Annotated in this window: 17 protein-coding genes and 1 pseudogene; all 18 read right to left on the bottom strand. The window is 40.0% G+C overall.

Annotated features, from left to right (window positions below; all coding sequences use genetic code 11):
- Positions 1–189 precede the first annotated feature (189 nt).
- The 18 genes and pseudogenes from IPH84_08530 to IPH84_08445 all read right to left on the bottom strand — a co-directional run bounded on the left by IPH84_08530 (position 190) and on the right by IPH84_08445 (position 26,844).
- Positions 190–1,365, bottom strand: coding sequence for a sodium ion-translocating decarboxylase subunit beta (locus IPH84_08530; GenBank protein MBK7173266.1), 1,176 nt, complete (start codon positions 1,363–1,365; stop codon positions 190–192).
- A 22-nt stretch (positions 1,366–1,387) separates the two neighbouring features.
- Entirely contained in the window at positions 1,388–1,831 is a 444-nt protein-coding gene (locus IPH84_08525) for a biotin/lipoyl-binding protein (GenBank protein ID MBK7173265.1), read from the bottom strand.
- Between the two features lie 97 nt (positions 1,832–1,928).
- Positions 1,929–2,288, bottom strand: a complete 360-nt coding sequence (locus tag IPH84_08520) for an OadG family protein (GenBank protein MBK7173264.1) — start codon at positions 2,286–2,288, stop codon at positions 1,929–1,931.
- A gap of 41 nt (positions 2,289–2,329) precedes the next feature.
- The gene (locus IPH84_08515; protein MBK7173263.1) at positions 2,330–3,889 is read right to left on the bottom strand and encodes an acyl-CoA carboxylase subunit beta; all 1,560 of its coding nucleotides are present in this window, start codon (positions 3,887–3,889) and stop codon (positions 2,330–2,332) included.
- An 11-nt stretch (positions 3,890–3,900) separates the two neighbouring features.
- Positions 3,901–4,311 carry a methylmalonyl-CoA epimerase gene (mce, locus tag IPH84_08510; protein MBK7173262.1) on the bottom strand — a complete coding sequence of 137 codons (411 nt, stop codon included), beginning with the start codon at positions 4,309–4,311 and terminating at the stop codon, positions 3,901–3,903.
- A gap of 249 nt (positions 4,312–4,560) precedes the next feature.
- Positions 4,561–5,283: a cysteine dioxygenase family protein gene (locus IPH84_08505; GenBank protein ID MBK7173261.1), complete on the bottom strand. Its 723-nt coding sequence runs from the start codon at positions 5,281–5,283 to the stop codon at positions 4,561–4,563.
- A 311-nt stretch (positions 5,284–5,594) separates the two neighbouring features.
- Positions 5,595–7,637, bottom strand: coding sequence for a VCBS repeat-containing protein (locus tag IPH84_08500; protein MBK7173260.1), 2,043 nt, complete (start codon positions 7,635–7,637; stop codon positions 5,595–5,597).
- A gap of 258 nt (positions 7,638–7,895) precedes the next feature.
- A pseudogene (locus IPH84_08495) lies at positions 7,896–7,997 on the bottom strand (transposase).
- A 621-nt stretch (positions 7,998–8,618) separates the two neighbouring features.
- A complete protein-coding gene (gene glmS, locus IPH84_08490; GenBank protein MBK7173259.1) occupies positions 8,619–10,457 on the bottom strand; it encodes a glutamine--fructose-6-phosphate transaminase (isomerizing) in 1,839 nt (612 codons plus the stop codon).
- A gap of 197 nt (positions 10,458–10,654) precedes the next feature.
- A complete protein-coding gene (locus IPH84_08485; GenBank protein ID MBK7173258.1) occupies positions 10,655–11,971 on the bottom strand; it encodes a DUF4270 domain-containing protein in 1,317 nt (438 codons plus the stop codon).
- Positions 11,972–12,012: 41 nt separating this feature from the next.
- The gene (locus IPH84_08480) at positions 12,013–12,834 is read right to left on the bottom strand and encodes a glycogen/starch synthase (protein ID MBK7173257.1); all 822 of its coding nucleotides are present in this window, start codon (positions 12,832–12,834) and stop codon (positions 12,013–12,015) included.
- Positions 12,835–13,172: 338 nt separating this feature from the next.
- Complete coding sequence (locus IPH84_08475; GenBank protein MBK7173256.1) at positions 13,173–16,154, bottom strand: PAS domain S-box protein; 2,982 nt, start codon at positions 16,152–16,154, stop codon at positions 13,173–13,175.
- Between the two features lie 181 nt (positions 16,155–16,335).
- Positions 16,336–19,743 carry an efflux RND transporter permease subunit gene (locus tag IPH84_08470; protein MBK7173255.1) on the bottom strand — a complete coding sequence of 1,136 codons (3,408 nt, stop codon included), beginning with the start codon at positions 19,741–19,743 and terminating at the stop codon, positions 16,336–16,338.
- Positions 19,744–19,821: 78 nt separating this feature from the next.
- Positions 19,822–20,934, bottom strand: a complete 1,113-nt coding sequence (locus tag IPH84_08465; protein MBK7173254.1) for an efflux RND transporter periplasmic adaptor subunit — start codon at positions 20,932–20,934, stop codon at positions 19,822–19,824.
- A 78-nt stretch (positions 20,935–21,012) separates the two neighbouring features.
- The gene (locus tag IPH84_08460) at positions 21,013–22,407 is read right to left on the bottom strand and encodes a TolC family protein (GenBank protein MBK7173253.1); all 1,395 of its coding nucleotides are present in this window, start codon (positions 22,405–22,407) and stop codon (positions 21,013–21,015) included.
- 48 nt (positions 22,408–22,455) lie between these two features.
- Positions 22,456–23,067, bottom strand: coding sequence for a TetR/AcrR family transcriptional regulator (locus IPH84_08455; GenBank protein ID MBK7173252.1), 612 nt, complete (start codon positions 23,065–23,067; stop codon positions 22,456–22,458).
- Positions 23,068–23,413: 346 nt separating this feature from the next.
- Positions 23,414–25,024: an apolipoprotein N-acyltransferase gene (gene lnt / locus IPH84_08450; protein ID MBK7173251.1), complete on the bottom strand. Its 1,611-nt coding sequence runs from the start codon at positions 25,022–25,024 to the stop codon at positions 23,414–23,416.
- 89 nt (positions 25,025–25,113) lie between these two features.
- Positions 25,114–26,844, bottom strand: coding sequence for a carboxylase (locus IPH84_08445; protein MBK7173250.1), 1,731 nt, complete (start codon positions 26,842–26,844; stop codon positions 25,114–25,116).
- Positions 26,845–26,974 lie beyond the last annotated feature (130 nt).

Raw genomic sequence — 26,974 nt, 5'->3', positions numbered from 1 at the left:
TTAACAGATCCTTAAATCAAAGTACGAAAATACAAAATGATGGAATAGGGATGCCATACGAAGTTGACAAACTACAGAAATAACTGCAAAGTATCCCGGAAACAACTTTTCATGAAATTGTTTCCAATTTTAGGCTTTGTAATGAGCGCAATCAACAGGATCAGTTAAACAGAGGCCGTCAGGCACTGTTTAAAAGAGGAAACTAAGCAAGACACCAGCTGCAACAGCACTGCCAATAACACCTGCAACATTTGGTCCCATAGCATGCATAAGCAAATGATTGGTTTTATCATATTCCAAACCTACCACCTGAGAGACCCTGGCACTATCAGGAACTGCAGAAACACCCGCATTGCCAATCAACGGATTAATTTTATTCCCTTCTTTTAGGAAAAGATTTAGGATTTTAACAAACATAACTCCACCAAAAGTTGCTATAATAAATGAACAAGCTCCTAGTGCAAAAATCCCTACACTTTTGGCAGTAAGGAAAGTAGTTGCCTGAGTAGAAGCACCAACAGTGAGTCCAATTAGTATAGTAACTATATCAATCAAAGGACCTTTTGCAGTATCAGCTAGACGCTTTGTAACCGTGCTTTCTTTTAGTAAATTCCCAAAAAACAACATTCCCAGCAAGGGTAAGCCGGCAGGTACTATAAATGTAGTGAATAACAATCCTATGATCGGAAAAAGAATCTTTTCAAGCTTGGAAACAACCCTTGGAGGCTTCATCCGGATGAGCCGCTCTTTTGGAGTTGTTAATAATCGCATAACAGGTGGTTGAATAACAGGAACAAGGGCCATATAAGAATAGGCAGAAACTGCAATAGCACCTACCAATTCCGGAGCAAGTTTTGAAGATAGGAAAATTGCAGTAGGACCATCAGCACCGCCAATAATGCCTATAGCACCGGCTTCAGCAGGGGAAAAACCCAGGGCTAATGCAGCAGCATAGGCTCCAAAAATTCCAAGTTGTGCTGCAGCTCCTATAAGAATCAATTTTGGATTTGAGATAAGGGCCGAAAAATCAGTCATTGCACCAATCCCAAGAAAAATTAAAGGAGGATAAATACCATATCGTACTCCAAAATATAGATAATTCATAACACTGCCACTCTGATATAATCCAACCTGCAGGTTTTGAGGGTCTCCATTTAAAACATGCTCCGCTCCCCAGAAAGGAATATTACCAATTAATATCCCAAATCCAATTGGCACCAGCAGCATGGGTTCATATTCCTTGGCAATGGCAAGATAAATGAATGCCAATCCAATCAAAATCATTATCAGATGCCCGAATGTAAAGTTTCCGAAAGAAGTATATTCCAGGAATCTTTGAAGATGGTCAACCAGGAATGACCACATTGAGGTAGAACCTTCCATACAATTAATCTCCGATTACAAGTAAAACATCCCCTTCCATTACACTATCCCCTTTGCCAACCTTAAGGGAAATTACCCTACCCTCTTTGTCAGCATTGATATTGTTCTCCATCTTCATAGCTTCCAGGGTAATAAGCCTCTGACCGATTTTAACAGCATCACCTTCCCTGACATGTAATTCAAGGATTACACCTGGCAATGGTGACTTAATGGTGCCTGTACCCTTAGGCGCAGAGGGACTGCTGGTTTTTGTCAATGATGGATGAGCATCTGTTGAAGGTACCGCCATGGTACGTACCAGTTTTGGTGTTTTGCTCAGTGGTATCGAACGGTCAACTTCCACTGCATAGACAGTTCCGTTTACTGAGACCTCTGCCAGGTTATCATCAATACTGATTATTTCAGCGTCATACTGGCTTCCATTTATAGTGAATTTGAACTTTTTCATCCTTAATATTTTTCTGTTATCAGGTAGTCAGGAACTCTGTAATTCTACTTGTTGATGTTTTCATCCGTTTGGGAGTGTACACTCAAAAACTTCGACTTTATCTTGGGGTCCTTCGTATTCCGTAAATTTTTGAACTCCAGGGAGAATAAGCTTTAGCAACCTTCTTTATGGTGATCACAGTATCTTCCATATCATGCAATTGGTTACGGTACAGATGTAAAGCAAGTGCAATTGCGGCATTCACTTCTCCTGGAATTTCTTCAATCTCTTCCGGCACTTCTTCACCTGGCCGCTCTTTACGAAATCTATTTTTTAGATCTATACTATATGCTTTAGCAACATATTTAAAAGTAAGATAAAGAAGAATCAGGGCCAAAAAGACAACAGTCATGGCAATGGCTGCCATCACAAATCCAAATGGATCCATTCTACCAAACTCTTCGGCTGATTTGCTCATTGCCTTTCCGGCTACCTGGGCTTGTAGTAGGATGCTACTGATCATAAAGGAAGATTTGAATGTTTTTTGGCAGGATTCACATCCTTCTTAGTGGCTAGTGCTTGTAAGGCTCTGATAATCCTGAACCTGGAATTCCTGGGCTCTATCACGTCATCAATGAAACCGTATTGAGCAGCATTGTAAGGGTTGGCAAACTTGATCTTATAATCTTCTTCATTTCTCTTTACAAACTCTTCCCTGTCGGCGGGATTCTCCATCTCAGCCAATTTCTTGCTATTCAATACTTCAATAGCCCCTTTGGGACCCATTACTGCAATTTCAGCAGAAGGCCAGGCATAATTAATGTCACCTCTCAGATGCTTTGAACTCATTACATCATAGGCTCCACCATAGGCCTTGCGCAGTATAACTGTTACTTTAGGAACAGTTGCCTCACCATAGGCGAATAGCAACTTGGCCCCATGAATAATAATTCCACCATATTCCTGGGCGGTACCAGGTAAGAATCCTGGTACATCAACAAGGGTAAGAATAGGAATATTGAAAGCATCACAATAACGTACAAAACGAGCCGCCTTGCGAGAAGCATTGATATCCAGGACTCCTGCAAGGTAATTGGGCTGATTGGCCACGATTCCAACGGACATGCCATTCAATCGTGCATAACCAGTTACAATATTCGGTGCAAAATGCCTGGCAACCTCCATAAATTCACCATAATCCACAATCAGATGAATTACATCCTTTACATCATATGGTTTATTAGGGTTATCTGGAATTATATAGTTCAAAGATTCTTCCAACCTGTCAATTGGATCATCACATGCAGCCAATGGAGGATCCTCAAGATTATTCTGTGGCATGAAACTCAATAGCTTCCTGATTAACGAAATCCCTTCCTTTTCATCTTCTGCAACAAAATGTGCCACCCCTGACTTGGAACCATGAACCATAGCACCTCCAAGTTCAGCATCTGTTACTATTTCACCTGTCACTGTTTTTACAACCTTTGGACCGGTAACGAACATATAGCTGTTTTCCTTCGACATAATGATAAAGTCGGTGAGGGCAGGGCTATATACAGCACCTCCGGCGCAGGGACCGAAAATGGCCGAAATCTGCGGGATTACGCCTGAAGCCAGGATATTCCGTTCAAAGATCTCGGCATACCCTGCCAGGCTCTGAACACCTTCCTGAATGCGGGCTCCGCCAGAATCATTGATCCCTACCACTGGGGCTCCAACCTTCATGGCCTGATCCATCACCTTACAGATTTTCTTGGCATACATTTCACTTAAAGAACCTCCAAAAACTGTAAAATCCTGGCTGAATAAATATACCAACCTGCCATCAATGGTACCGTAACCTGTAATTACTCCATCCGTCAGGTATTTTTCATTTTCAAGCCCGAAATCAACACACCGGTGGGAGACAAACATATCAAACTCCTCAAAACTGCCCTCGTCCAATAATAATTCAATACGTTCTCTTGCTGTAAGTTTACCCTTTTTATGCTGGGAATCAATACGCTTCTGTCCTCCACCTAACTTCGCTTCTTCCCGCTTTTCAAGCAGTAACTTGATTTTATCTTCTATTGCCATGGCTTTACCAATTAATCGTTTTTGTTTTCACAGAGCTCAGTTAATACTCCCATTGTAGATTTGGGATGCAGAAACCCAATATGCAGGCCTTCTGCACCTTTTCTCGGGGTTTTGTCAATCAGTTGGATACCCTTTGCTTCAACCTCTTCCAATGCACCTTCAATTCCCTTCACAGCAAAAGCAAGGTGATGAACACCTTCCCCTTTCTTTTCAATGAACTTGCCAATTGGACCTTCCGGATCAGTGCTTTCCAATAACTCAATCTTGGTTTGTCCTACCATAAAAAAAGCCGTTTTCACCTTCTGATCCTTCACTTCTTCAACAGCATAACACTTCAGTCCGAATACCTTTTCCCAGTATTCAATACTCTGTTGTAAGTCCTTGACAGCAATGCCAATATGTTCTATGTGCGAAATATCCATGTGGTTCTATTTTCATGCAAAAGTATCTTCTTTTTGTTAATAGAAAAACAATAAGCGAAAGAAATTTTCAAAAATATTTTAAATAGAATATTACTGGATAAATTATTGACAATCTTTTATATACCTATTTTTACATATCTAATTTTTTGATTTCAGGAAGAGCAGAGTCTTGCTGAATAACACAAACAAAAACGGAAAATCAAAGGTGATTTTCCGCAGTCATCATACTTCCGACAAAATTGGTGGTTATTAATGTAAAAAATGACTCTCAGGATCACTGAGAATTGAGACTATTTTATTACACATTTCAGAAAAGCCATTTTTTTTATAGTATGGTAAAACTATATTTAAATAGTCAACAAGGGTTTCCTTATTTGTAGTTAATCCTTTCAAGGTCTCCAGGCAATTTTCTTCTGCAATATTGATATATGCTTCACCATGAGTTCGTCGTATCTGCATTTTTTCCAGCTCATAAACCAATGAACCATCATTAGCATTGCTGATGCCTTTTTCTGAACCATAAATATGCAAACTCATTGCAGGATTTTCCGATAGATTACCCATGGCATGCACCAGGTTTCCATTTACCGGGGCGATGGTACCAGCCTTTACCCCTGTTTTGTCAATCAGTTGAATATTTTTCTCCTGTACTTTATACAATCGGTGATTCACATCAGAAAAAAACAACACGGCACCCCAGTCTGTCTGACCATGACTATGAATTGCCGTAAAATCACCCGGGGCCCACGACATGAGGTAAATATTAAAACTAGCCCCTTCATATAACCGGGTCCGGGCATAAGAGAAGCCCTGCTGGTGAGAAAAATCCGAAAAGGGTTCAAATTCTTCTTTCTGAAGTTTTGCTGAATGAATAAAATCAATCAGCTTGCTACTGTCTACCTCATTACAATCTTCAATTTCCTGTATCAGATATTGCAGGGTACCTGGCAGTGTTCTGTGTTCTGACCTCATAGTTGATTTTTTCTTTGCTGAAAGCAATTTTTGAGAACAAACTCTCCGCTTCCTTTTCTTACGTGAGTTGAATAAACTCATCAAGGTGGCAAAAATATTTCTTAAATGCGAGATTTAAGTGTATATCGGATATAAATAATTAACAATGCAACACAAATAATAATAGCCCAAATCATGAAATAATTAAGTAGAATTTGCCTTAAATAAAATAATTATCCACTTTAGTTAAGCCCTTCAGCTGAAAGCACAATTTAGCATAGCTATCCAAAAAGAGCATGCTAAATTGTGCTTTAGTAATAATAATATAATTGCTATCTCTTTTTTACGACCATCTTTCTGGCTTCATCAAACCCTTCCAGGCGGTAATAATATACTCCTTCCGGTAAATTGCCTGTATCCAGGCTAATCTCATGAGAACCTGCTTGCATAAAAGTATGATTCAATGGAACAGCAACAATCTGTCCCAGTGCCCCGTAAACATGAATTGTTACGTAAGCCTGGGTGGGGAGGGTGAATGGAATTTTTGTCCTCTCACTGGCAGGATTTGGCACATTTTGTCCAAGGGAAATCCGGGACGCCATTACCTCTTGAAGTTCTGTTGTTAGGCCGATACTGAATGAACCAACAACGGTTTCGCTACCCGCAAATGCAGCATCTACAGCACGCACTATCCATTGATAATTTCCGTCAGGAAGACCTTCTACCACCCATTCATTTACAGCACTCAGGGTTCCCGGCTGAGGCATCCGTTCAGGAATCACTACAGGGGTATTATCCTTGTATAGTTCCAGGTCATAAGTTAATGATGCCGTAGGTGTATGATCATCTATCACCGGTTCCCATGACAGTCGCACGGTATGGCCTGCAGTTATTTCAGATTGTAAACCGCCCGGTGCTGCTGGCGGCAGATTGATTATTTGTGCATCATTCCTGTAGAGATGCATCTGAGATTCTACAAGCCCGTTGCCACCGGGTACAAAATATTGTCCTGCAATGTAGTAATCCAGGTCACCGTCTCCATCCATATCAAGCCAGGAAAAAGTACCTCCCAGGTCACCGCTGGCACGGGGTGCCGGCAGTTCTGTTCCTGAATCAGTAAAAATTCCGTTGTTATTTGAATAGATTCTGGCTCGTCCTTCAATGTTAGTGCCGGAGTTGTAATTGCCTGCAACAAGGATATCCATATCCCCATCGGAATCATAGTCAGCCCAGGTGGCTGCACTAATATCAAACCAGCCATCAGCTTCCAGATTACTTACTGCCTCAAATGGCACATAAGTCCCATTTTCGTTCGTATAGATCCGGATCACCATATGAGTATAGGACCCATTGGCCTCGTTGACCCCTCCGGCCAGTAAAATGTCCAGGTCCCCATCTCCGTCATAGTCTCCCCATTGTGCTTCACCATATGTAACAGCAACAGATCCAAGGATTTCCTCAGCAAGGAATGTGCCGTCACCCTGGTTAAGGTATCTGCGGATATAACTGTTATCGAAGAGCGGGGCAATATTTACGACGAACAAATCCAGGTCCTGATCAGCATCCACATCTGCCCATGCGGTCTGTGCATGATTTGTTGGATCAAGCACCGGTCCGGTCTCGGTAAATAGCAGGTCTCCGTTACTATCCAACCCATCATTGCGCATCAGGGCTGTGCGGAATGAAAAAGACTGGGCATCATAAACCGATGGAATCAATAGGTCCTGGTCCCCGTCATTGTCAAAATCAGCCCAACTCATCGAACGAAGATCAAACTCTGCCTGGCTGTTTTCTTCCCAATAACCTGGCAATGTAGTATTGCTTTGAACCAGGGTACCTGAATCATTCAGAAACAGAAATGTCAGATCATTTGAGCCTGCAACCAGGTCCAGGTCACCATCACCGTCGGCATCACCCCAGGCTAAATCACTGGACCCTGAACTCATTGAACCCATGGGAACATCAACATAGGAGAAATCCCATTCATTCATGCCCGCTTGTCCTTCATTTCGCATCAGTACCAATTTATACTCTGCTCCTACATTATAGATGACATAATATCCAATCACGGCTATATCCAGGTCACCATCGTTGTCGAAGTCAGCAGGAGCTGTAGCATTTACCCAGAAATCCTCATCTGCCGGGGTGATAAATAATGGATCATTGGGAGTAATTTCAGTAAAAGACCCAAAGACAGTATCACCTTCCATTGATGGTGCATCAACAGTAACCCTGTTCAGGCCAGATTCGTAATGATCACAAATTGCTGTTAACGGGATTGTTACAAGGCTTATCAATAGAAAAGAAAAAACTCCGGCAGCTTTCATAATGCTGGAGGGAAATGAATTCCAACTTGTAGTAATTTTTGTTTTCATGGGAACAGGTTTTAATATTCCCAACAAAAATGGACTGTTTATATCCCAATTCCATCGAAATGTTGTTATACAGGAAATATTGAAGTCTGAACGGGAAAAATTGAGGATAAAGTGGCATAAACAGGATGCATATGTAATGCCTCACCGACTATAAACGAAAGAGTCTGGAAGCGACTCCGGACGCGACTCGCAGTCGCATCCGGAGTCACATGCGGACTAAACTTTCAATTTTAGTTCGATTATTCGCTCCTTATTAATTAATGTACCATTCCGAACTTCTTTCAGATCAGGATAAGAACTAAATTCCCAATCTTCAGGGTTTTTTACCAGTTTCGATTTAACAGGATTAAAATGTATATAATCCATACAGGTTTGAGGGTATTGCCACTCATGAATTTCAACATGCATGACTGTTGCGCCAAATTTCTTGTACCAGCCAGGATAAATCCCTGCTATATCATTCAGGCATATAGCTTTAGTTTCTTTCCTGAATAAGGAGCCTGTCCTATTTTCCTGAATATTTATACCACGGGTGTAGGATGAAAGTAACACCCCTATTGAAGCATTCAGTGTTTTAGTCCGGACGCGACTTGAAGTCGCACCCGGACTAAAATCCCCGGGTAAAACAAAACCTTCTTTCATTTCAAGAGACGTTATTGGAATTTCCGTCTCCCTGACATAAATCATGAGGTGAAAGTGATTAGGCATCAGACACCATGCCAGTACGTCAGCAAATGGAAGAATTTGTAACCTCAGCTTTTTTAGAAAATAGAGGTAGTTATTTCTGTTAAAAAATACTACTTGTCGGTTATTACCCTGATTGTAGACATGATAAATGCCACTTGATTCAAAATGCATAATATAAAAATTTAAAATAGTATCAATAATCCTGATGCGACTGCGAATCGCATCCGGAAAAAGCGAATGCATTCTCCGATCAAAAATAATACAAAGAGCCAGTTAAAGCTCTCTAACAAATGTTTACTCCACCGTCACCGATTTTGCCAGGTTCCTCGGCTGGTCTACATTACATCCTCTTATTAATGCCATATGATATGCCAGGAGCTGTAATGGAATTGTTGCCAGTAATGGAACAAGCATTTCATCAGTTTCCGGGATTTCAATACAATAGTCAGACATAGAATAAACAGCTTCATCTCCTTCAGATACTATCGAAATAATAACCCCTTTGCGGGCTTTGACTTCCTGGATATTGCTGACTACCTTCTCATAATGTCCTTTACGTGTAGCAACTACCAATACCGGCATTTCTTCGTCAATGAGTGCAATCGGGCCATGTTTCATTTCAGCTGCAGGATACCCTTCAGCATGGATATAAGAGATTTCCTTCAGTTTCAGTGCACCTTCAAGTGCAACAGGGAAATTGATACCACGTCCCAGGTAGAGGGCATTGGTGGTTTTGCTAAAGATTTCGGCAATTTCTTTTACCTTATCATTCGCCAATAAAGTCTTTTCTAATTTCTCCGGAATAGTACTCAACTCATGCAGAAGCCTGTAATACCTTGAAGCGGCAATACTTCCCTTCTTTTCAGCAAGCATCAGTGCCAGTAAAGTGAGAATGGTTACCTGGGAGGTAAATGCCTTGGTAGAAGCAACACCAATTTCAGGACCGGCATGGGTATATGAACCGGCATGGGTAGCACGGGCAATAGATGAACCAACTACATTGCATATCCCGAGGATGGTTGCACCTTTTGATTTGGCCATTTCAATAGCAGCCAGCGTATCAGCAGTTTCACCTGATTGTGAAATAGCAATTACAATGTCATCTTCGAAAATAACAGGATTTCTATACCTGAATTCTGAAGCATACTCTACTTCTACAGGGATCCGCGCCAATTCCTCAATCAGATATTCACCCACCAGTCCGGCATGCCAGGAGGTACCACACCCGACAATTATGATCCTTCTTGCATTTATTAATTTCCTAGTATAATCCTGTATGCCTCCAAGTACAACCAGCCCTTGCTCCATATTCAATCTTCCTCTCATACTGTCGCGAACCGTACGGGGTTGCTCATAGATCTCCTTCAACATGAAATGAGGAAATCCCCCTTTCTCAAGAGCAGTAAGGTTAAGTTCGAGAGTTTGTATGTAAGGAGTCTTTTCTGTTTTGGCAATTGTCATGAGTTTTAATCCATCCTTCAGACTAACAACCACGATTTCTTCATCCTCAGGATATAAAACCTGACGAGTATACTCTACAATAGGCGCTGCATCAGAAGCCATATAATACTCTCCATCACCTATTCCGACAACAAGTGGACTTCCTTTCCTTGCTGCAACCAGCATATCCGGTTCATCCTCCGAAATAACCACTATCGCATATGCGCCGGTAACCTGGCTAAGTGCAAGGCGGACAGTTTCAGCAAAATCAGTTTTCTCATGCTCCCTGATATCCTGAATTAGATAGGCAAGTACTTCAGTATCCGTATCACTTTTAAATTGATAACCACGTTGCTTGAGTTCTTCCTTAATGATGGAGTAATTCTCAATAATCCCGTTATGAATGATTGCAAGTTTTCCATCAGGAGAAACATGTGGATGAGCATTTACATCATTAGGTTCACCATGAGTAGCCCAGCGAGTATGGGCAATGCCCCTTGATCCGGTTAAATCCTTATCGGCTAATAATAATTCCAGGTCAGAAACCTTCCCCCTGGTCTTATAAACCTTCAGGTCATGGTTTAACAGGGCAATCCCTGCACTATCATATCCCCTATATTCCAATCGTTTGAGTCCATTGATGAGAATAGGAAGGGCTTCCTTCTTTCCAAGATATGCTACAATTCCACACATAATGTAATAACTAGTAGAAATTTGATGTTTAAAATGATGAACTTTATTTCAGTATTGCTTAGAATCCCTAACAAATATACTATTTCTTTACATCGCATTTTTTATTGCAATGTCATTTTTGTCAGAACAATATTTGTCTGAAAGTTAATTTAACAAGAAACCAAAAGTAACACAGTATGTTCGTACTGTTAAAGAGTTTAATTTACTACGGTATATTTAATATATAGCTTCAAAGCAGATTGAGGAGATTGCACTCCGTTGAGAACCAGCCTGTCGGAGACTATTGAAGCACTTGGAATAATGAGAAATAAGCCATTATTCTTCTGACTGCCATTGAGAATTTGTTGAACATACCTGGCTAAACGAAATCTGTATGTTCCTCCGGTGGAATTATAATATCCATCGAAATAGGCACTCCCCTGGTCAGCATCAGGTAATTGAAAAGGATAAAGAGTTCCATCATCCGCTACTGGATAGAGGGCGAGTTGATTTGGTGCTGTAAATGTGGAAGAAGTTGATCCGTTTGTAAGGATTAGTTGGGCATCATGGATTACTACTTTCTGAGCATCATCCCAATTATTGAGGAAAGGAAATTTTATTTTAACTCTTATACCTCCCATTGCCTGCATAAACAGGAACTGTCCACCAAGCATTGTGTCACCTTCTAATTGCTGAGTCAGCATGGGTGATGCAGATTGATAATCTTCATGACCATAGTGGTTGAAACGTTTACAATCAGTATTGATTCCGAAATTATACGTGGAGGTATCGGTTTCATTATGATAGTACATTTCAATTTTACTGCTACCGGCAACAATTTTCATTTTTATAATAGCACCACTATTAGCTCCTTCCTGGGGACTTGCGATTACTGCTATTCCCTTAAAATACTCTAGAAACTCAGTATTAGTAGTAAGATTTGATGTATCAGCATGTAGGACCTTCAATGCAAAAGCTGAGTTCAGGGGAATCCTTATTGCAGGAGCCTGGGTTGAACCCGAATAATAAGCACTATCGGTTGGTCTGGGAGTAAATGTCAACTCTCCCAGAGGGACATTCTCATTATATGTAAGAGTATGGTTTGAATAATTATGAACACTATCAATAATGCTTTCTGATAGTTCATAAACCTTCAAAGTCATATTGCTTAAAGTATCGCCATATGCGCTCAAATAAGGCAGAATCAGGAATGCAGAATCAAACACAGGGGTGTCTCCAAAATAAGTTGGCTCTTTAGCCATGCGTATTTGAGTATACCAGTCGGCAGTAGTCTTTCCAAAAACAGGGTCATTCATCTGCCCGATCAAAGCATACGAAAGGTTGTAAGTCCTGACAGAATCTTCCTGAACTGAAAATGCTGAAATGCTGATGGTATCTGAATATCCCAACTTTATCAATTCATCAGGAGAAACAAGATCCAGTCCGATTTCGCTCAGGTCTTTTGTACAAGAAAATATTACAGGGACGCTTAACAGGAATAAAATAAATCGCTTTGCAAGTTGAGAAGCATTCAAGGCCTTGGGGTTTGATAGTTTATGCTTAAGATGGCTCGATATTAAGTAACAGGCTGAGCCTGCAACACCTTTTCATAATATTCATTAAAGGCATCAATATAATTATCCTGTGATTGATGAGGTAACAAGATTTTCCCGCTTTGAGAAACATATTCCGCAACTTCAGGATGAATTTCAGGACTACCCATCACAACACCATCAGAGAAATCAATGGCTGCCTTCATCATAGAAACGAAATTTGGCTTCTTATAGTGTTTCAGATCCTTGGCTGCAATACTTTCATACTTGATCTTTGAAGCAAAATTTGTATCAAGTGCCTCCGAAAAATCATCATCATAGATGGAGGTGATAATCTTTGTGGCACTGAATAACGGGTTCTCATTATAGGCCCTTTTCAGGAACAATGGAACAAGGCTTGTCATCCAACCATGGCAATGCACTATATCAGGAGCCCAGCCCAACTTTTTCACGGTTTCTATCACTCCCCTTGAGAAAAATATGGCGCGTTCGTCATTATCAGGAAAGAAAGCATTGTTTTTATCTCTGAAAACGTACTTCCGGTGAAAATAGTCTTCATTGTCAATGAAATAAATCTGCATCCTGGCCGACTGTATAGATGCGACCTTTATGATCAGTGAATGATCAGTATCATCGATGATCAGGTTCATACCCGACAAACGAATAACTTCATGAAGTTGGTTGCGACGCTCATTGATGCTTCCGAATCTTGGCATGAAGGTTCGGATTTCACGACCCCTTTCCTGAATACCTTGTGGTAAATGCCTGGAAATCAATCCCATTGGACTGTCCTTCAGAAAAGGTGAAATATCTTGTGAGACGAATAGGACCTTGGTTTTCTCCATAGGTTAACCCTGATTTTTAGGGGAGTGCAAAGTTAAGAAAAATAATGCAATGTTTACAATAACCTATTTTGACTGAATGAATTAAAGCATCAACACTTATTCTAAAAAAAAGTATCAACTCATTCAAAACCTTGATATAATAAGTTGAATTTGAATCAAACTCTCCATTTGTTTCAGAATAACATTTACAAATTTTTAAGAAATCAAGTACCCGTTTATATTTTCATGCAACTATTCAGGGGTTATCAGAAATGTGAATTAACCTGAACTTTTAGGATATCCATGGAGATATGAAGCTGGAAGTTCCAGAATCATGAAATGGTCAATCTGAATATAGATTATCGGTTTGAAAGAAATTGTGCCATTTTAGCTAATAAGTCCTTTCTGCTGATGGGCTTCGATAGATAATCATCGGCTCCGGACTCCAGGCAGCGGGCTTTTTCTTCAGCAAGAGCATGTGCTGTTTGGGCTATTATTGGCAGATTGGGCCTGATTTTTTTTATTTCCCTGGTAGCCTGGTAACCATCCAACACGGGTATCTGTATATCCATTAATACCAGGTCAAGATCATGGTTTGTAGCAATATCAATGGCCTCCTGACCGGTTGAAGCTCTTAAGACTTTCGCCTTCGTGCGGTGAATCACAATTTCAAGGAAACGATAATTGATCTCATCATCTTCAACAACCATGACTACATTCCCGGTAAAATTGTGTTCTTTTGAGTGAGCCGGAACCGGGGAATCATTGGTTTTTGAGGGATGTATTGGATGATAGGGAATTGTAAAAAAGAACTTTGATCCTTTGCCTGGTTCAGAAATCAAACCGATTTCACCTTCCATCAATTCAACCAATCCCTTTGAAATGGCAAGTCCTAAACCAGTGCCACTATACTCACGTGCATAACTGCCATCCAATTGCATAAAACGTTCAAAAACATGTTCATGCTTTTCTTCTGGTATTCCAATTCCGGTATCTTCAACAAAGAAATGGATCTTATGATCCGGTTTGATTGAATAACCGAGGGTAATCCTTCCATCAGGAGTAAATTTAATTGCATTTGAAAGCAGATTACTTACTACCTGCTGTAAACGAATAGGATCAGTAATTATAGCAGTTACCGGATGCCGGGGCTTAACAACAACCAACTCAAGCTTGCCTTTGCCTGAATTCTTAATCTGCTCACTAAAAGCCAGGTAGATATCATCCACAAACTTATCCAGTTGTAATTCCACCTGATTGATCACTAGCTGTCCGGATTCAATCTTTGCAATATCTATGATATCATCAATGAGCCTGAGTAATAGATTTCCGCTGGATTTCACGATGGCCATGAATTCCATTTTCTCCTGCTCCATGAGTCCCGGATCCTTTAGCAGCTCTATAAATCCAAGAATATGGTTCATAGGTGTGCGAATCTCATGTGACATACTGGAAAGGAAAGCCGTTTTCAACTTGTCAGATTCTACAGCTTTTTCTTTAGCATTTTTTAGCTCCTGCTCCACATTTTTCCGTTCAATTGCATTGGCCATCATTTGGTTGGTCAATGTTAACGGGATCTTCAGGTCTTCAGTCCAGCTATCAATTGTATTTTCAGTGAAATACCCGGAAAAACCAACGAATTTGCCTCTCACCAGTAGAGGAATCAGAACAAATGAATGGAATGGATTCGCAATATCAAGAATTTCGTGAATCAACGCATCTTCAGCATTCTTTGCCTCCTGAGGGATATCCCTCACGATAATCTCTCCATTAGCAATGGTTCCATAAATTCCGGGAAGATCATTCAAGGGAATCTTTTCCATTAAATTCCCTTCATTTTCACTCTTATTCCATATGTAGGACAATAAAAAATTCTTATCTTCCTGATCAATCAAATAGATAACTGATCGGGAACAACCAGCATAAGCACCGGTAAAATCAAGTACTTCATGAATGGAATTATCGATGCAGGAAATATCCAGGTTAATCAGGTCAGCAGATACTCTGCTTAAAAAAGCAATGAAGTCATATCGTTGCTTCAACAATTCTTCGGTATGCTTCCGATTTGAAATATCTCTTACGATGGCTTGAGCAAATGACTCTCCCTTCCAATCAAAAACACTAATACTGACCTCTGCAATAAATAAGCTTCCATCCGGGCGCTTATGCATCCATTCAAAAGATTGTTGCTCCTTTTCCTGAGCTGCTCTATTATATTTTACAGCCAGGTTTAAAGAGAGAATTCCACTGGGTTGTCGGACCGGACTCAGATCAATTGCAGATTTCCCAAGGATATCTTCTCTTTTGCACCTGAAAACATCAAGGGTTCGTGCATTACATTCAATAACAAATCCATCTTTCAGCAGAAAAATAGCATCGTTGGCTGACTCAAACAACAGACGGAATCTAGCCTGGCTTTCTTTCAGGTTCTCCTGGGCTATTACTCTTTCAGTAATATCATGGTAGATACTATAAACAGCCGGCTCTTCCGCTTGTGGAATAGACTGCACGCCTACAATAGAAACATGCACAGGGGATCCATCCTTACGATAACGAATCCCTTCATGAGCCACCCTTTCTCCTACCAAAATCCTTCCGGTTAATTCAATAGCAGTGTTTTTATCACTCAACGATGGAAGAATATCATCGATCTTTTTCCCGATGATCTCGTCAAGCTGATATTGGAATAATTTCGTGAATTCCCTGTTAATGCGTTCAACAACTCCCTTTTGGTCAAGAATTACAATGGCGGCAGGCGAACTATGGAATAATTCTTCATAATAAGTCTTGTCAAGCCTGAGGGCAAGGTCTTGTTGTTCCTTCTCAATCGATCGTCCCAACAATCCGGCAAATCCCTCGAGTACTTTTATTTCAAGTTGATTCCAAACCTTTGGCGTCCTGAAATTTTCCATAGAGATCAAACCCCAGAAAACATTCCCAACAAAAACAGGAAATGCAACAATTGAGGATAATCCTTTCTTTTCCCTCTCATCAGGCCATAAGGAATCAGTCCCGGTTGATGCCCAATAAAAAGGCTGACCGTTTACCAAAATCGACCACCACCTTCCGGATTCCTCGAAGCCGGAAGAGAAAAAGTGCTGTTCAGTAAGAACTTCCTGAATATTAGACCAGGAATTAATAATCTCAACCTGGCTACTCTCAGCCTGGCTGTCACATTTACATTCAAGAATGGAAACCCTGTCAGTGCCGGAAGAAGAACTAAGCTTCGTCAGCAGATGTCTGATATCAATCTGCCAATTATCAGTTGTATAAAAGTAATGGGCAGCAACCGATAGAAACTGGTAGTTAATAGTATTGGCCTCTCTGGGATTAGAAAACATAAAGGAGAAAAGTACTATTGGGAACAGTTGGCTAAGATACGAAAGATGCCGGAATATAGCCCCCGAACATGAAAATTCAAAACATTAAAAAATATCTGCAAATACAATACAAAGACAAAAGAACCGGCAAACAGGGTTCTAACTACCTGATTGCCGGTTTTAAAAATTAGAAATGCAGATTTTAGCGGTTTGCTTTCCTGGCAATTCTGTTTGATTTCCGCCTTGAAATTCTCACCTTCATTACATAAGTGATATAATACATGGCTGGAACAAGTATCAAAGTAAGGAATGTTGCAAAGCTTAATCCGAAGATAATGGTCCATGATAATGGCCCCCAGAACATTACATTATCACCGCCTACATGAAGATGAGGATTCAATTCTGTAAACATGGTAATAAAGTTCAGGTTTAATCCTATTGCTAAAGGAACCAGTCCAAGCATAGTAGCCGTTGCCGTCAGAATTACAGGGGTTACACGAATCTGACCTGCCTGAATAATTGCATCGCGGGTTTTATAACCACGTTCCTTCAATGTATCAATGAATTCAACAATTAGAATTCCATTTCTTACTACAATACCTCCAAGGGCAACAATTCCCAGACCGGTCATAATGATAGAGATACTCATATCAAATATCACTATCCCCAACAAAACGCCTATGATACTGAAGAAAACTTCACTGATAATAAGGATAGCCTTGCTAAGTGAGTTAAATTGTGTGATCAGAATGAAAAAGATCAATCCAACAGCAATCAACATGGCCAACGAAAGGAAACTGGCTGCTTCATCCTGATCTACTTGCTCGCCTGTTATTTCGATTTCAACACCTTCACGTTTTGGATAATCTTTAGCGAGCTTTTCAATCTGGGGAACAATTTCATTAGCAGTATATCCCGATAGCACTTCACTGGATATTGATATAATCCGCTTCAGGTTTTGGCGTTTAATACCACCATAGGTATCCGTATAACCAATGGTTGCTACAGACGATAGTGGAATCGATCTTAAGTGACCGGTATTCATATCACGATAGGTGATTTTCAGGTTCAGTACATTATTAATGTTCTCACGTGTCTCTTTTGAATACTTTAACTGAATAGGGAATTCATCTTCACCTTCCTTATATTTTGAAATCTCCTTCCCAAGAACAGCTGTCCTTATTTCCATAGCTATCTGACCGGTTGAAATCCCTTCAATATTTGCACGTGTTCTGTCAATGTTCAAAACGATTTCAGGTTTCAGAGCCTGGAAATCTGTTTTAAGCTCTTCTACACCAGGGATCTGTATTGAATCAAGATAGTTTCTGAAAGCCTCAGCATCTGCAATCAAATCCTCAAGGTTTTCCCCTGTAACCTCAATATTGATCGGCTTTCCAGTGGGTGGACCCATTTCATTCTTCTTCACAGTAATTTCAGCACCTGCAATTCCTTTTACTGCATTGCGGAATGTATCCATATAATCTGTAGTGTTAATTCCAGATTCACGATTCCGATATTCCACAAAGTTTACAGTGACTTTACCTTTTTCTGAAGAAGCAGATCGGTCGAACATATCATCACCTGCACCTAAAGCGACATTAGTAATTATTGATTCCACATTGGGATTGTTCTGACCCAATACCCCCATGATCCTGCCTTCTACAACCTTCGTCAGTGAATCCGTTACTTTCTGATCTGTTCCAACAGGAAGTTTAATCAGGACATCGATGGTATTCGGCATATTATCAGGGAAGAAAAGGACCTTTGGCTGCTTTATTCCCACCAATACAAATGTCATAAAGAAGAGTACAATTACAGCGCCTAACAAATAATAGGGATTTCTACCTTTAAGAAAGAAAGCGATCTGTTTGTGATAAACCCTCATAATAGCCGGCCATGCAACTTCCTGCCACCATTTGATGTAATGCTTCAGAGCCATGTGATAGAAAAGTACCAGGATAGCTGCAAACATCATAAGGTTACCTAAACCAAAGAATGTAGCTGAATGTGTGCCAGCAAAAATGAGGTAAAATAAAGCAGAAACACCTATAATAACCAGGACCGTTCTCCACATTCTGCGCCTGTTCTTTGCAACATCCGGTTCGTCATACTCGTGACGCATGAATGATGTAGCAAATACCGGGTTAAAAATATAGGCAACAAATAAGGAAGCAAAGAGCGTTAGAATCAAGGTAACCGGCATGTAATACATAAACTTCCCGACAATACCCGGCCAAAAAGCCAATGGGAAAAATGGCGCAAGAGTAGTAAGTGTACCTGACAATATCGGAAGAAACACTTCTCCTGCCGCTCGTTTTGCTGCAGTAGTTATATCGGGTTCCTTTCGATGTATTCGATGGGTGTTTTCTATTACAACAATTGCATCATCAACAACAATCCCCAATGCAAAGATGAATCCGAACATCACAATCATATTCATGGTAAACCCAAGCCCGGGCATGATCATATAAGCTACAAACATGGAAAGGGGTACTGAAAGTCCCACAAAAAAGGCATTGGTGAATCCCATGAAAAACATAAGAATAATAGTAACCAGAATAAAACCAAGGATAATGGTATTATTCAGTTCTTCCAGGGTGTTTTTGGTATACCTCGACATATCCCCTGTAACAGTAACTTTCACATCAGAAGGAAATACCTTATCCTTCAATTCCACATTCATGATATCCTTGATCTTATCTGCAGCATTGATAAGATTTTGTCCGCTCTTCTTGATTACATTGAGTGTTATTACATTGTCCCCATTCAAACGGGAATAACTCTCCTGCTCTTTGTATCCATCTGTGATGGTGGCAATATCTTTTAAATAAACCAAAGCACCACTTGAGGACTTTAATGCGAGATTCCTGATCACATCCAGATTATTGAACTGACCAACCACCCTGATGGAACGCTTCATCCCATAAGAAGTAATATTCCCTGCCGACATGGTCAGGTTCTCTGAAGAAATGGCCCTTTCAATATCCGAAAATGTGACATTAGCTGCCTGCATTCTGAATATATCAGCATCAATCTGAATTTCCCTTTCCAATGCCCCGACAATATCAACGCGGGTAATTTCCTTTAGTCCTTCTATGCGATCCTGTGCCTGTTCAGCAAATTGTTTCAATCGATCAAGGTCATAATTACCCGATAGCTGGATATACATGATCGGAATCTCAGAAAAGTCAATTTCCATTACATCCGGATCATCCAATAAATTATTTGGAAGGTCGGAAGAAGCCTTATCTACAGCATCCTTTATCCTCTGCTTGGCTTCAGGAACATCAACATCTGTATTAAACTCAATTACCACCATCGAAAAATCCTGGAAGGAATTACTGGTGATCTTTTTTACCCCGTTTACCCCTTTTAATTGCTTTTCAATCGGCCGGGTAACAAGGTTTTCCATATCGGTGGGAGATGTTCCGGGGTATATGGTGTTAACAAGGATAGTAGGAATAACAATCTCTGGGAATTGTTCTTTGGGGATGTTTCGGTAACTCTGAATACCTAAAAGGGTGATGAACACCGCCAGCACATATACGCTGGTTTTGTTATCAATGGCCCAACTGGTCGCAAAGAATTCCTTGAATTTTTTCTGTTCCATATATTAGTTTTCTTTCATTCACTGAATAGCAATGCTAACAGGAAATTGGTTTTTTATTTTTATTCTACAAGGAATCAATTATTTAATGCGGATTGGCTGCCCTTCAACCAGTGAATTAAAGCCAGTACTAATAATCTTGTCTCCAACGGTTAATCCTGTTGAAATCTCTGCTAATCCATTATATGTCTGACCCATTTCCACCTTCTGTTTCCTGGCAACCCACTTTCCTGCTTCTTCCTTAGCCAGGAATACAAACTTCCCGGTTGGTGATTCTTTGATGAAATTTACAGGAAGTACGAAAGCGGCTTTGTTTGAGTAATCCTTAATTTTAACAACAGCAATCATATTTGCCCGATAGTCAACCTTACCAGGTCCAAGCCTGATCTCAGTCTGAAAAGTTCTGTTGGTAGGATCAATATACTTACTTGTAAAACCAACTTTAGAATGAATCTCTTCCTTATAATCAGGAAAATAAACAATCACATCATTCCCGGCTTTCACTTTAGATGCATATACTTCTGCCACATCTGCCTTAATCTTAGCTGTTGAAAAATTCACAACGCGGAAAACCGGAATTACACCTGCAGCAGCCATTTGACCGACTTTTACTCCAACTTCTTCTACGGTTCCGTTGATGGGTGATTTAATCTTATACATTTCCAATTGCTCCTTAATGGTAGCAAGGTTTTTTTCAAGGGATTCCTTGGTGTTTTTAGAAGTCAGGTATTGAACTTCTGAACCAATCTTTTGATCCCAGAGGGATTTCTGCTTATTATAAAGATTAGTGGCAAATTCAAGCTGCTGATTTAAACCGGCAATTTGTTGTTTCAATACATTGTCATCAAGCTGGGCAAGAACCTGGCCTTTCCTGACGCTTGCTCCTTCCTTCACATAAACAGCAGTAACAACACCTGGAATTTGTGGGGCAACAGCTACATTGTCTTCACCATCAACCCGGCCCTGAACATCAATGTAATGATTGAATTCCGAGGTTTTAATTTCAGAAATCATAACATCAGTATATTTGACAATCGTGCTGTCATTCATTTTCAGCTCAGCTTCCAATTTCTTGATCTGATCGGCAAGCTCGTCATGCTGTTTCTTCAGTTTTTCCAGCTCAGCCTTCTTATCTGTTGTAGTGCCACATGCTGCTAATAAAATTATCAAACTAAAGGCTAAATAGGTCTTCATTTTTGTTAATGTGCTTTTCATATACTTAGGATTTTCTTTACTATTGTTGGAGTATCTTATTTGTTAATTGATCAGGAATTAATCTTGAATGTTCAGGAGTTTCTCAAGTTTATTCTTGGAGCTCACCAATGAATATAGTGCGGTAAAATAATTAGTCTGTGCAGTAAGATATTGATTCTGGGCTGTAGTGACCTCCATACTTGAAGAAACCCCTTCTTTATATTTTATCAGTGTTTTATTATAAATCCTCTCAGTGAGCTCAATATTTCTCTTCTCATTAAGATATTTATCATAAGCCGAAGTCAGGGTATTCCTGGAATTAATGAAGTCCAACTCCAATCCTTGGGCTACATAAGCTTTTGAATTCCTTATCTTATCCAATTCCATTACCCTCTGTTTAACCATCACATTTCGCATTCCACTCGAAAAAATCGGAACCTGTAATGAAAGGCCGGCAATGTCTTTCATAGTGAAATCAAAATCAGCTTGCTGAGCTTTCTCCGTGTGCATATAAAAAGCAGCTAAAGAAGGCAGATAAGCACTTTTCTGGCGTTTCAGATTAAGAATTCCAACTTCTTCCTGGTTCTCCATCATCTTGTAGGAAATATTATTCTCAACCTGGAACTTCTTAGAAATAATGGTAGCAAGGTCTGATTCACTGATTACATTATCAAGTTCTTCAGTGAGTTTCAGTTCCGTTTCAAAAGGCAGTCCTATTTGGAATTTCAGGAGGTCATATGCAGCAGTAACCTGGTTTTCCAGGGTCTTAATTCCATTCTCCAGGACATGAAGAGTGAGCTCGATCTGGTCGACATCGGTATCTTCAATAAACCCTTGCTTATTCATTTCCTTCATATCCATTAAGGTCTTGGCAAGGTTTCCATAGGATTGTTCAAGGATTTCCTTGTTCTTTTCCACTACCATAATCATATAATAGCTGTTAGCAACAGTTTCCTTCATATCCTCAGTATTTTGCTGAAGACTGTTTTGTGATATCTGGAAGAATACCTTTGTAGCCTGTAAACCTACAATATACTCCCCACTGAATATCAACTGAGAAACATTGAATTCGAGAGTAGCATTGTCTTTTACACCCAATTCAATGGGAGCACCCGCAGCCATATTCAGGTAAACAGAATCACCAGCTGCCCCTATTGGGGACGCTGAAAATGTTGTTTGGCCACGTTCATTAGATATTGCTGTACTCGGAAAACTTAAAACCGGTACCTTAAAAATGTGCTGATAGGATCCCTTTGCACTCACCTGGGGTAAACCCATGGCTTTGGTCTCCCAGATTTTCTTTTTTGCAATTTCAATATCAAGTTTTGCATTCTTCATATTTGCATTATTCGCTAATGCATATTCCTGGGCCTGTTTCAGACTAAGGTTCATCGGAGCTGTCTGCTGTGCTTTGATATTGGTGACCAGCAAAACAGCAACCACTGTGATTAAAAGATTTAACTGAGCTTTCATTAGAACTATTTGTAGGGTTTGATACTCTGATTTAATTTTTTGTTTCTGTCAATGAATTGTAGTTAGCTGATTTTCATAGTATTCCAGTCCTTTAGTATTTGATATCCCCCTAATATGATTGTCAAACATCACCTGGAACATATTGCTGAAAGAAAAGTCTTCCGAATTAAGAAAATCAGGGTCATTGATGTATTCCAATTTCTGAACATATAATCTGGCAACAAGGTCAATGGGAAGGTCATCCCTGTAAAATCCTTCCGAAATCCCCTGCTTCATATTATCAACAATCTGTCGAAATATGATCTCCTTTTTGGCATGATTGAACTTTCTATAGACTTCCGGATAGTACTTCTGCAAATCAAATGTTATCGAAGGATTGAAATGATTCATCTCAGAGCACACCTTGCGACTGACCCGCAACAATTGATCAATAGCATTGCAGCCTTCAAGATTGGCCTGCTCAACAGCAAATACCGCATCCTTAACAACAAAATCCAATGTCTGAGAAATTAGATCTGTCTTATTCTCCACATATTGGTACATTGTTTTCTTGGATATGCCCATTTCACGGCATAAATCATCCATCGAAAGACTCCTTAATCCATATTTGATGAATAGGTGAGAACTCTCCCTTAAGATCATTTTTAATTTATCATCCATTGTGCTCATTTATATTTCGGGCAGCAAAAGTATATAATTTTGAAATACGGAAACGTTTTACAAACAAATCGTTTCCACTGTTTATTTTGTTTTAACAATTATTAATGGAAAATGTTTTGCAAAAATGCACTTCATAGAGCCCTGGAGAAATAAATATTCGGTGAATACCGGAAATCTGGCGGTGAATGACTCAAATGGAAAATTGATTAGAAAACTCAGTTATAAGCGATCAGAAATGACCACCCTAGCTCAAACTCTTTTTAACTATTCTGACTCCTGGATTCTGACTCCTGGATTCAATTTATAAGACTATTTAAGAATTTAGACAGGTCTAACAATAGATGTTCTACCTCAATGTTCCTTTCCGTAAGGATAAGGATACTGTTAATAGCAACATCAAAGCAGCAACCAGCAGGAATATCCTGCCAATATAATCACCATATCTCACATAAAAGGTAAGTCCTGAATTGGTATTAATGGTGGCCTTTTTTACATCCGGAACCCAATACTTACTCCTTTCACTAATATCACCTCTTTGATTGATAAAACATGAAATTCCAGTATTGGCTGATCGTGCAACACTTCTTCTCGTCTCAATGGCTCTGAGAACTGAAAAAAGTAAATGTTGCCGATGCCCGGGCGTATTCCCCCACCATCCATCATTTGTTATAACGAAGATCACATTTGCCCCTTGCTGAATAAACCGATTGACGAATTCTCCATACGCAGATTCATAGCAAATTACAGAAGCAATTTTTAAACTATCATTCACCTTGAAAGGAATTTGCTCTGCATCAGTCCCAAGGCTGCCGATTGTCCCACCTAAATCCAAAGCATACTTTTCAAGGAATTTGAACATCCTGGGATAAGGCATCTTTTCAACACCCGGAGTCAGTTTGGATTTGTGGTATAGTTGATAGTTACCGTTTCTTGGAATATAAAGTGCGGTATTATAAGAATCATAATAATAATCTGCATCCCTTTTTTTTCTTGCCGTTACTGTTAATTCCTGGCCATCAAGAAATATACTGCGAGTGGAGATTCCAACGATGGCTTTCATTTTAGGATATGTGGATTGGAATAACCGTATAGTGCGGAGACTTCCAATGCTGTCCAGTTGGTCTTCCCATGCATATTCCTGGATTGCACTTTCAGGAAAAACAATAAAATCAGTCATGCTATCGGCCCGACTGGCAACAAGTTCAAGCATACGACTGGTTACAATTTCGGGAGCCAATTCATACTGTTCAGTATAGGGATCGAGGTTGGGTTGTACAACAACTACATCAATGGGTGAGGGCACTTCTTTGTATTGATAATAGGTGTAGTATGAAAAAAGAATCGGCCCAATCAAAACTACCAAGGTTGATATCATCAAAAATGCAACTTTTCTACTGCAAATTTTCTGAATGAAGCGGATATGAATAAACCTGAATAACAAAATATTAACAATAAGTATCCATAATGATCCCCCAAAAATTCCGGTATATTCATACCATTGAATCCATTTGGGAAATGCAGCAAAACCATTTCCCAGGTTAAGCCAGGGCCAGTTCAGATCCCATCGGAGATGCAGGTATTCTATAGATAACCAATACCCGATCAATGCAAAATACCCGGCTCCCTCATTTAACATTTTACGATGAGTAATGTGAAATAGCTGGTAGGCACCTGTCATCAGGAAACTATTGAGAAGGACTGCTGCTACTATTCCAACAAAAGCAGAATTATAAATCCAGTAAGTTGTTAGAGTATTGAAAATCGCAAAAGCAATAAAGCCATAGCCATAAATACCGAAAGCGCCATTCTCACTTTTATTTTCAAGATGCTGATTCTCAATTACAAGTAAGGGAATAAAGCCTACGAAAAGTAAAAGGGGAAAACCATGTTCAGGCCATCCCAAGGCTAATAAAACTCCGGATAATATTGAAAGGAGTAGTTTCTGGTAACGCTTCATATTGCTGAATTATAATGACAAAAATACCAATAATAAAGGTACCTCCTGATTCTACAGGTGTGTCCGTCAGCAATGTTAAGAATAATATTTCAGGAATGTCCTATTGACTCTTCTTCGAAAGATGACCAATGATAATTATAAAGGCCATCCATCAGTCGCTTCTCTTTTTCTTCAGGAGATAAGCTTTCATATTTCAGTTTTTCTTCCTCAAAACGTTTCTGTTTCTCCTCTTCTATTTTATGAATTTCTGAAAGATAGGTATCTACCATTCTTTTATGCAGATATTCATTGGCTACGGAAGGAAATAATTCAAGCAGCAGTTCTTCCTTTTCATTAACAGCAAGCTTAACACCCCCATATTCTTCAAATACTGGATTGTCCTGTCGTTTATAATATCGGGTGTCGTATGGAGTCTCTTCTTTTACGCCCGCTAATTTGTACCTGAATTCAGGATCAACCGGAACGGGAGTGCGTCCGTAGATTCCTTTTATCAGGTTGACAAATTGTATTGATTTCGTGGTATACATTGGCTCACCTTTCGATTCATCAATGGCACAGTTTACTGCCTGGACACCAACAATCTGGCTGGTGGGTGTAACTAAAGGCGGGCATCCCGAGACAAGACGTACCAAAGGAATTAATTCCATTGCCCGGGGCAACAGTTTTTCAAGCTTCAATTGCTTCAACTGGGCCAGCATATTCGAATACATTCCGCCTGGGATCTCAGCTTCCCTGATCTTATCATCAGATTCAGGGAAACCAAACCAACTTTCAATCCTATGGCAGACTTCCAGCAAATCATCCTCCTTGTCAGCTTTGGCATAGGCAATGGCCAGCTCAAACATCTGCTCAATATCTTTTGGCAATTTATCCGTAAGAATATTGAATTCTCTGGGAAATAATTGTGTTGAATCAAACTCCGCCAGTTCATGCCTGATTGCTCTAAGCTCTTTATCTAATTCAATTACAGCCTCTAAATTAACGCCTGTTTCTATGTCCATATGGTCACAAAAGAGCTGTATCACTTCAAAAGCCGGTGCAGCTGTCCCACCCGAAAAACTCATCAGGGAGGTGTCAACGATATCAGCACCATTAACAATTGCCATAAGAGTGGAAGCCATCCCATAACCGGGAGTGCAGTGGGTATGGAAATCCAAAGGGACTGAAACATGACGTTTTAATTCCCTCACCAGCCTGCCGGCTTTCCCGGGGGTAATAAGGCCTGCCATATCTTTGATTGAGATGATATCAGCCCCCAACTTCTCCAATTCTTTAGCTTTCTCTATGAAATAATCATTTGTGAAAATATGGGAGGGTAAAAGCTTTGCATGAAGAAGGGCCCGCAGTTTTTCACGCGTGGAATAACGAGGATCTACAGTATAAACCACTGTACAATCAGCAATTCCTCCATTCTCTTTCACAAATTTTATCGTCGACCTCACATTCTCTGCGTCATTCAAGGCATCAAAAATCCGCATGATAGAAATACCGGAGCGAATAGCATTTCGGTTAAACCCTTCAATAACATCATCCGGGTAAGGATTATATCCAAAAAGATTCCTTCCTCTCGACAGGGCAGCAAGCAATGAAGTGTCACCAATCCCTTCATGTATCTTCTCAAGCCTGTCCCATGGATTCTCATTCAGGTATCGCATAACTGAATCCGGCACAGCTCCTCCCCATACTTCCATGGCATAAAATCCAGCTTTGTTGAAACCAGGTAGCGTCCGGTCCACTTGCTTCTGGTTCATTCGGGTAGCAAATAAGGATTGCTGTCCATCTCGAAGAGTGACATCCCGGATTAAAAGACGTTTTTTCATGGGTCAGGCTTCAACTCCTTGAGACTATACATCGCCGGCCTGTCGCTCGATGCAGACAAATATTAATATCCTGAATTATTGTTATTAAAATAACAGTGGCTCTTGTTATTCAAATAACAGTACAAAATTA

It is taken from the genome of Bacteroidales bacterium (genome assembly GCA_016707785.1).
Taxonomy (GTDB): domain Bacteria; phylum Bacteroidota; class Bacteroidia; order Bacteroidales; family UBA4417; genus UBA4417.
The sequence above is the reverse complement of the archived record's forward strand: the minus strand, read 5'-3'. Positions and strand labels throughout refer to the sequence as shown.

Bases quoted from the DNA above. Each gene is read 5' to 3' on its own strand.
- IPH84_08530 (MBK7173266.1), bottom strand. From the start codon at position 1,365: ATGTGGTCATTCCTGGTTGACCATCTTCAAAGATTCCTGGAATATACT.
- IPH84_08525 (MBK7173265.1), bottom strand. From the start codon at position 1,831: ATGAAAAAGTTCAAATTCACTATAAATGGAAGCCAGTATGACGCTGAA.
- IPH84_08520 (MBK7173264.1), bottom strand. From the start codon at position 2,288: ATGAGCAAATCAGCCGAAGAGTTTGGTAGAATGGATCCATTTGGATTT.
- IPH84_08515 (MBK7173263.1), bottom strand. From the start codon at position 3,889: ATGGCAATAGAAGATAAAATCAAGTTACTGCTTGAAAAGCGGGAAGAA.
- mce (MBK7173262.1), bottom strand. From the start codon at position 4,311: ATGGATATTTCGCACATAGAACATATTGGCATTGCTGTCAAGGACTTA.
- IPH84_08505 (MBK7173261.1), bottom strand. From the start codon at position 5,283: ATGAGGTCAGAACACAGAACACTGCCAGGTACCCTGCAATATCTGATA.
- IPH84_08500 (MBK7173260.1), bottom strand. From the start codon at position 7,637: ATGAAAACAAAAATTACTACAAGTTGGAATTCATTTCCCTCCAGCATT.
- glmS (MBK7173259.1), bottom strand. From the start codon at position 10,457: ATGTGTGGAATTGTAGCATATCTTGGAAAGAAGGAAGCCCTTCCTATT.
- IPH84_08480 (MBK7173257.1), bottom strand. From the start codon at position 12,834: ATGGAGAAAACCAAGGTCCTATTCGTCTCACAAGATATTTCACCTTTT.
- IPH84_08475 (MBK7173256.1), bottom strand. From the start codon at position 16,154: ATGTTTTCTAATCCCAGAGAGGCCAATACTATTAACTACCAGTTTCTA.
- IPH84_08470 (MBK7173255.1), bottom strand. From the start codon at position 19,743: ATGGAACAGAAAAAATTCAAGGAATTCTTTGCGACCAGTTGGGCCATT.
- IPH84_08465 (MBK7173254.1), bottom strand. From the start codon at position 20,934: ATGAAGACCTATTTAGCCTTTAGTTTGATAATTTTATTAGCAGCATGT.
- IPH84_08460 (MBK7173253.1), bottom strand. From the start codon at position 22,407: ATGAAAGCTCAGTTAAATCTTTTAATCACAGTGGTTGCTGTTTTGCTG.
- IPH84_08455 (MBK7173252.1), bottom strand. From the start codon at position 23,067: ATGGATGATAAATTAAAAATGATCTTAAGGGAGAGTTCTCACCTATTC.
- lnt (MBK7173251.1), bottom strand. From the start codon at position 25,024: ATGAAGCGTTACCAGAAACTACTCCTTTCAATATTATCCGGAGTTTTA.
- IPH84_08445 (MBK7173250.1), bottom strand. From the start codon at position 26,844: ATGAAAAAACGTCTTTTAATCCGGGATGTCACTCTTCGAGATGGACAG.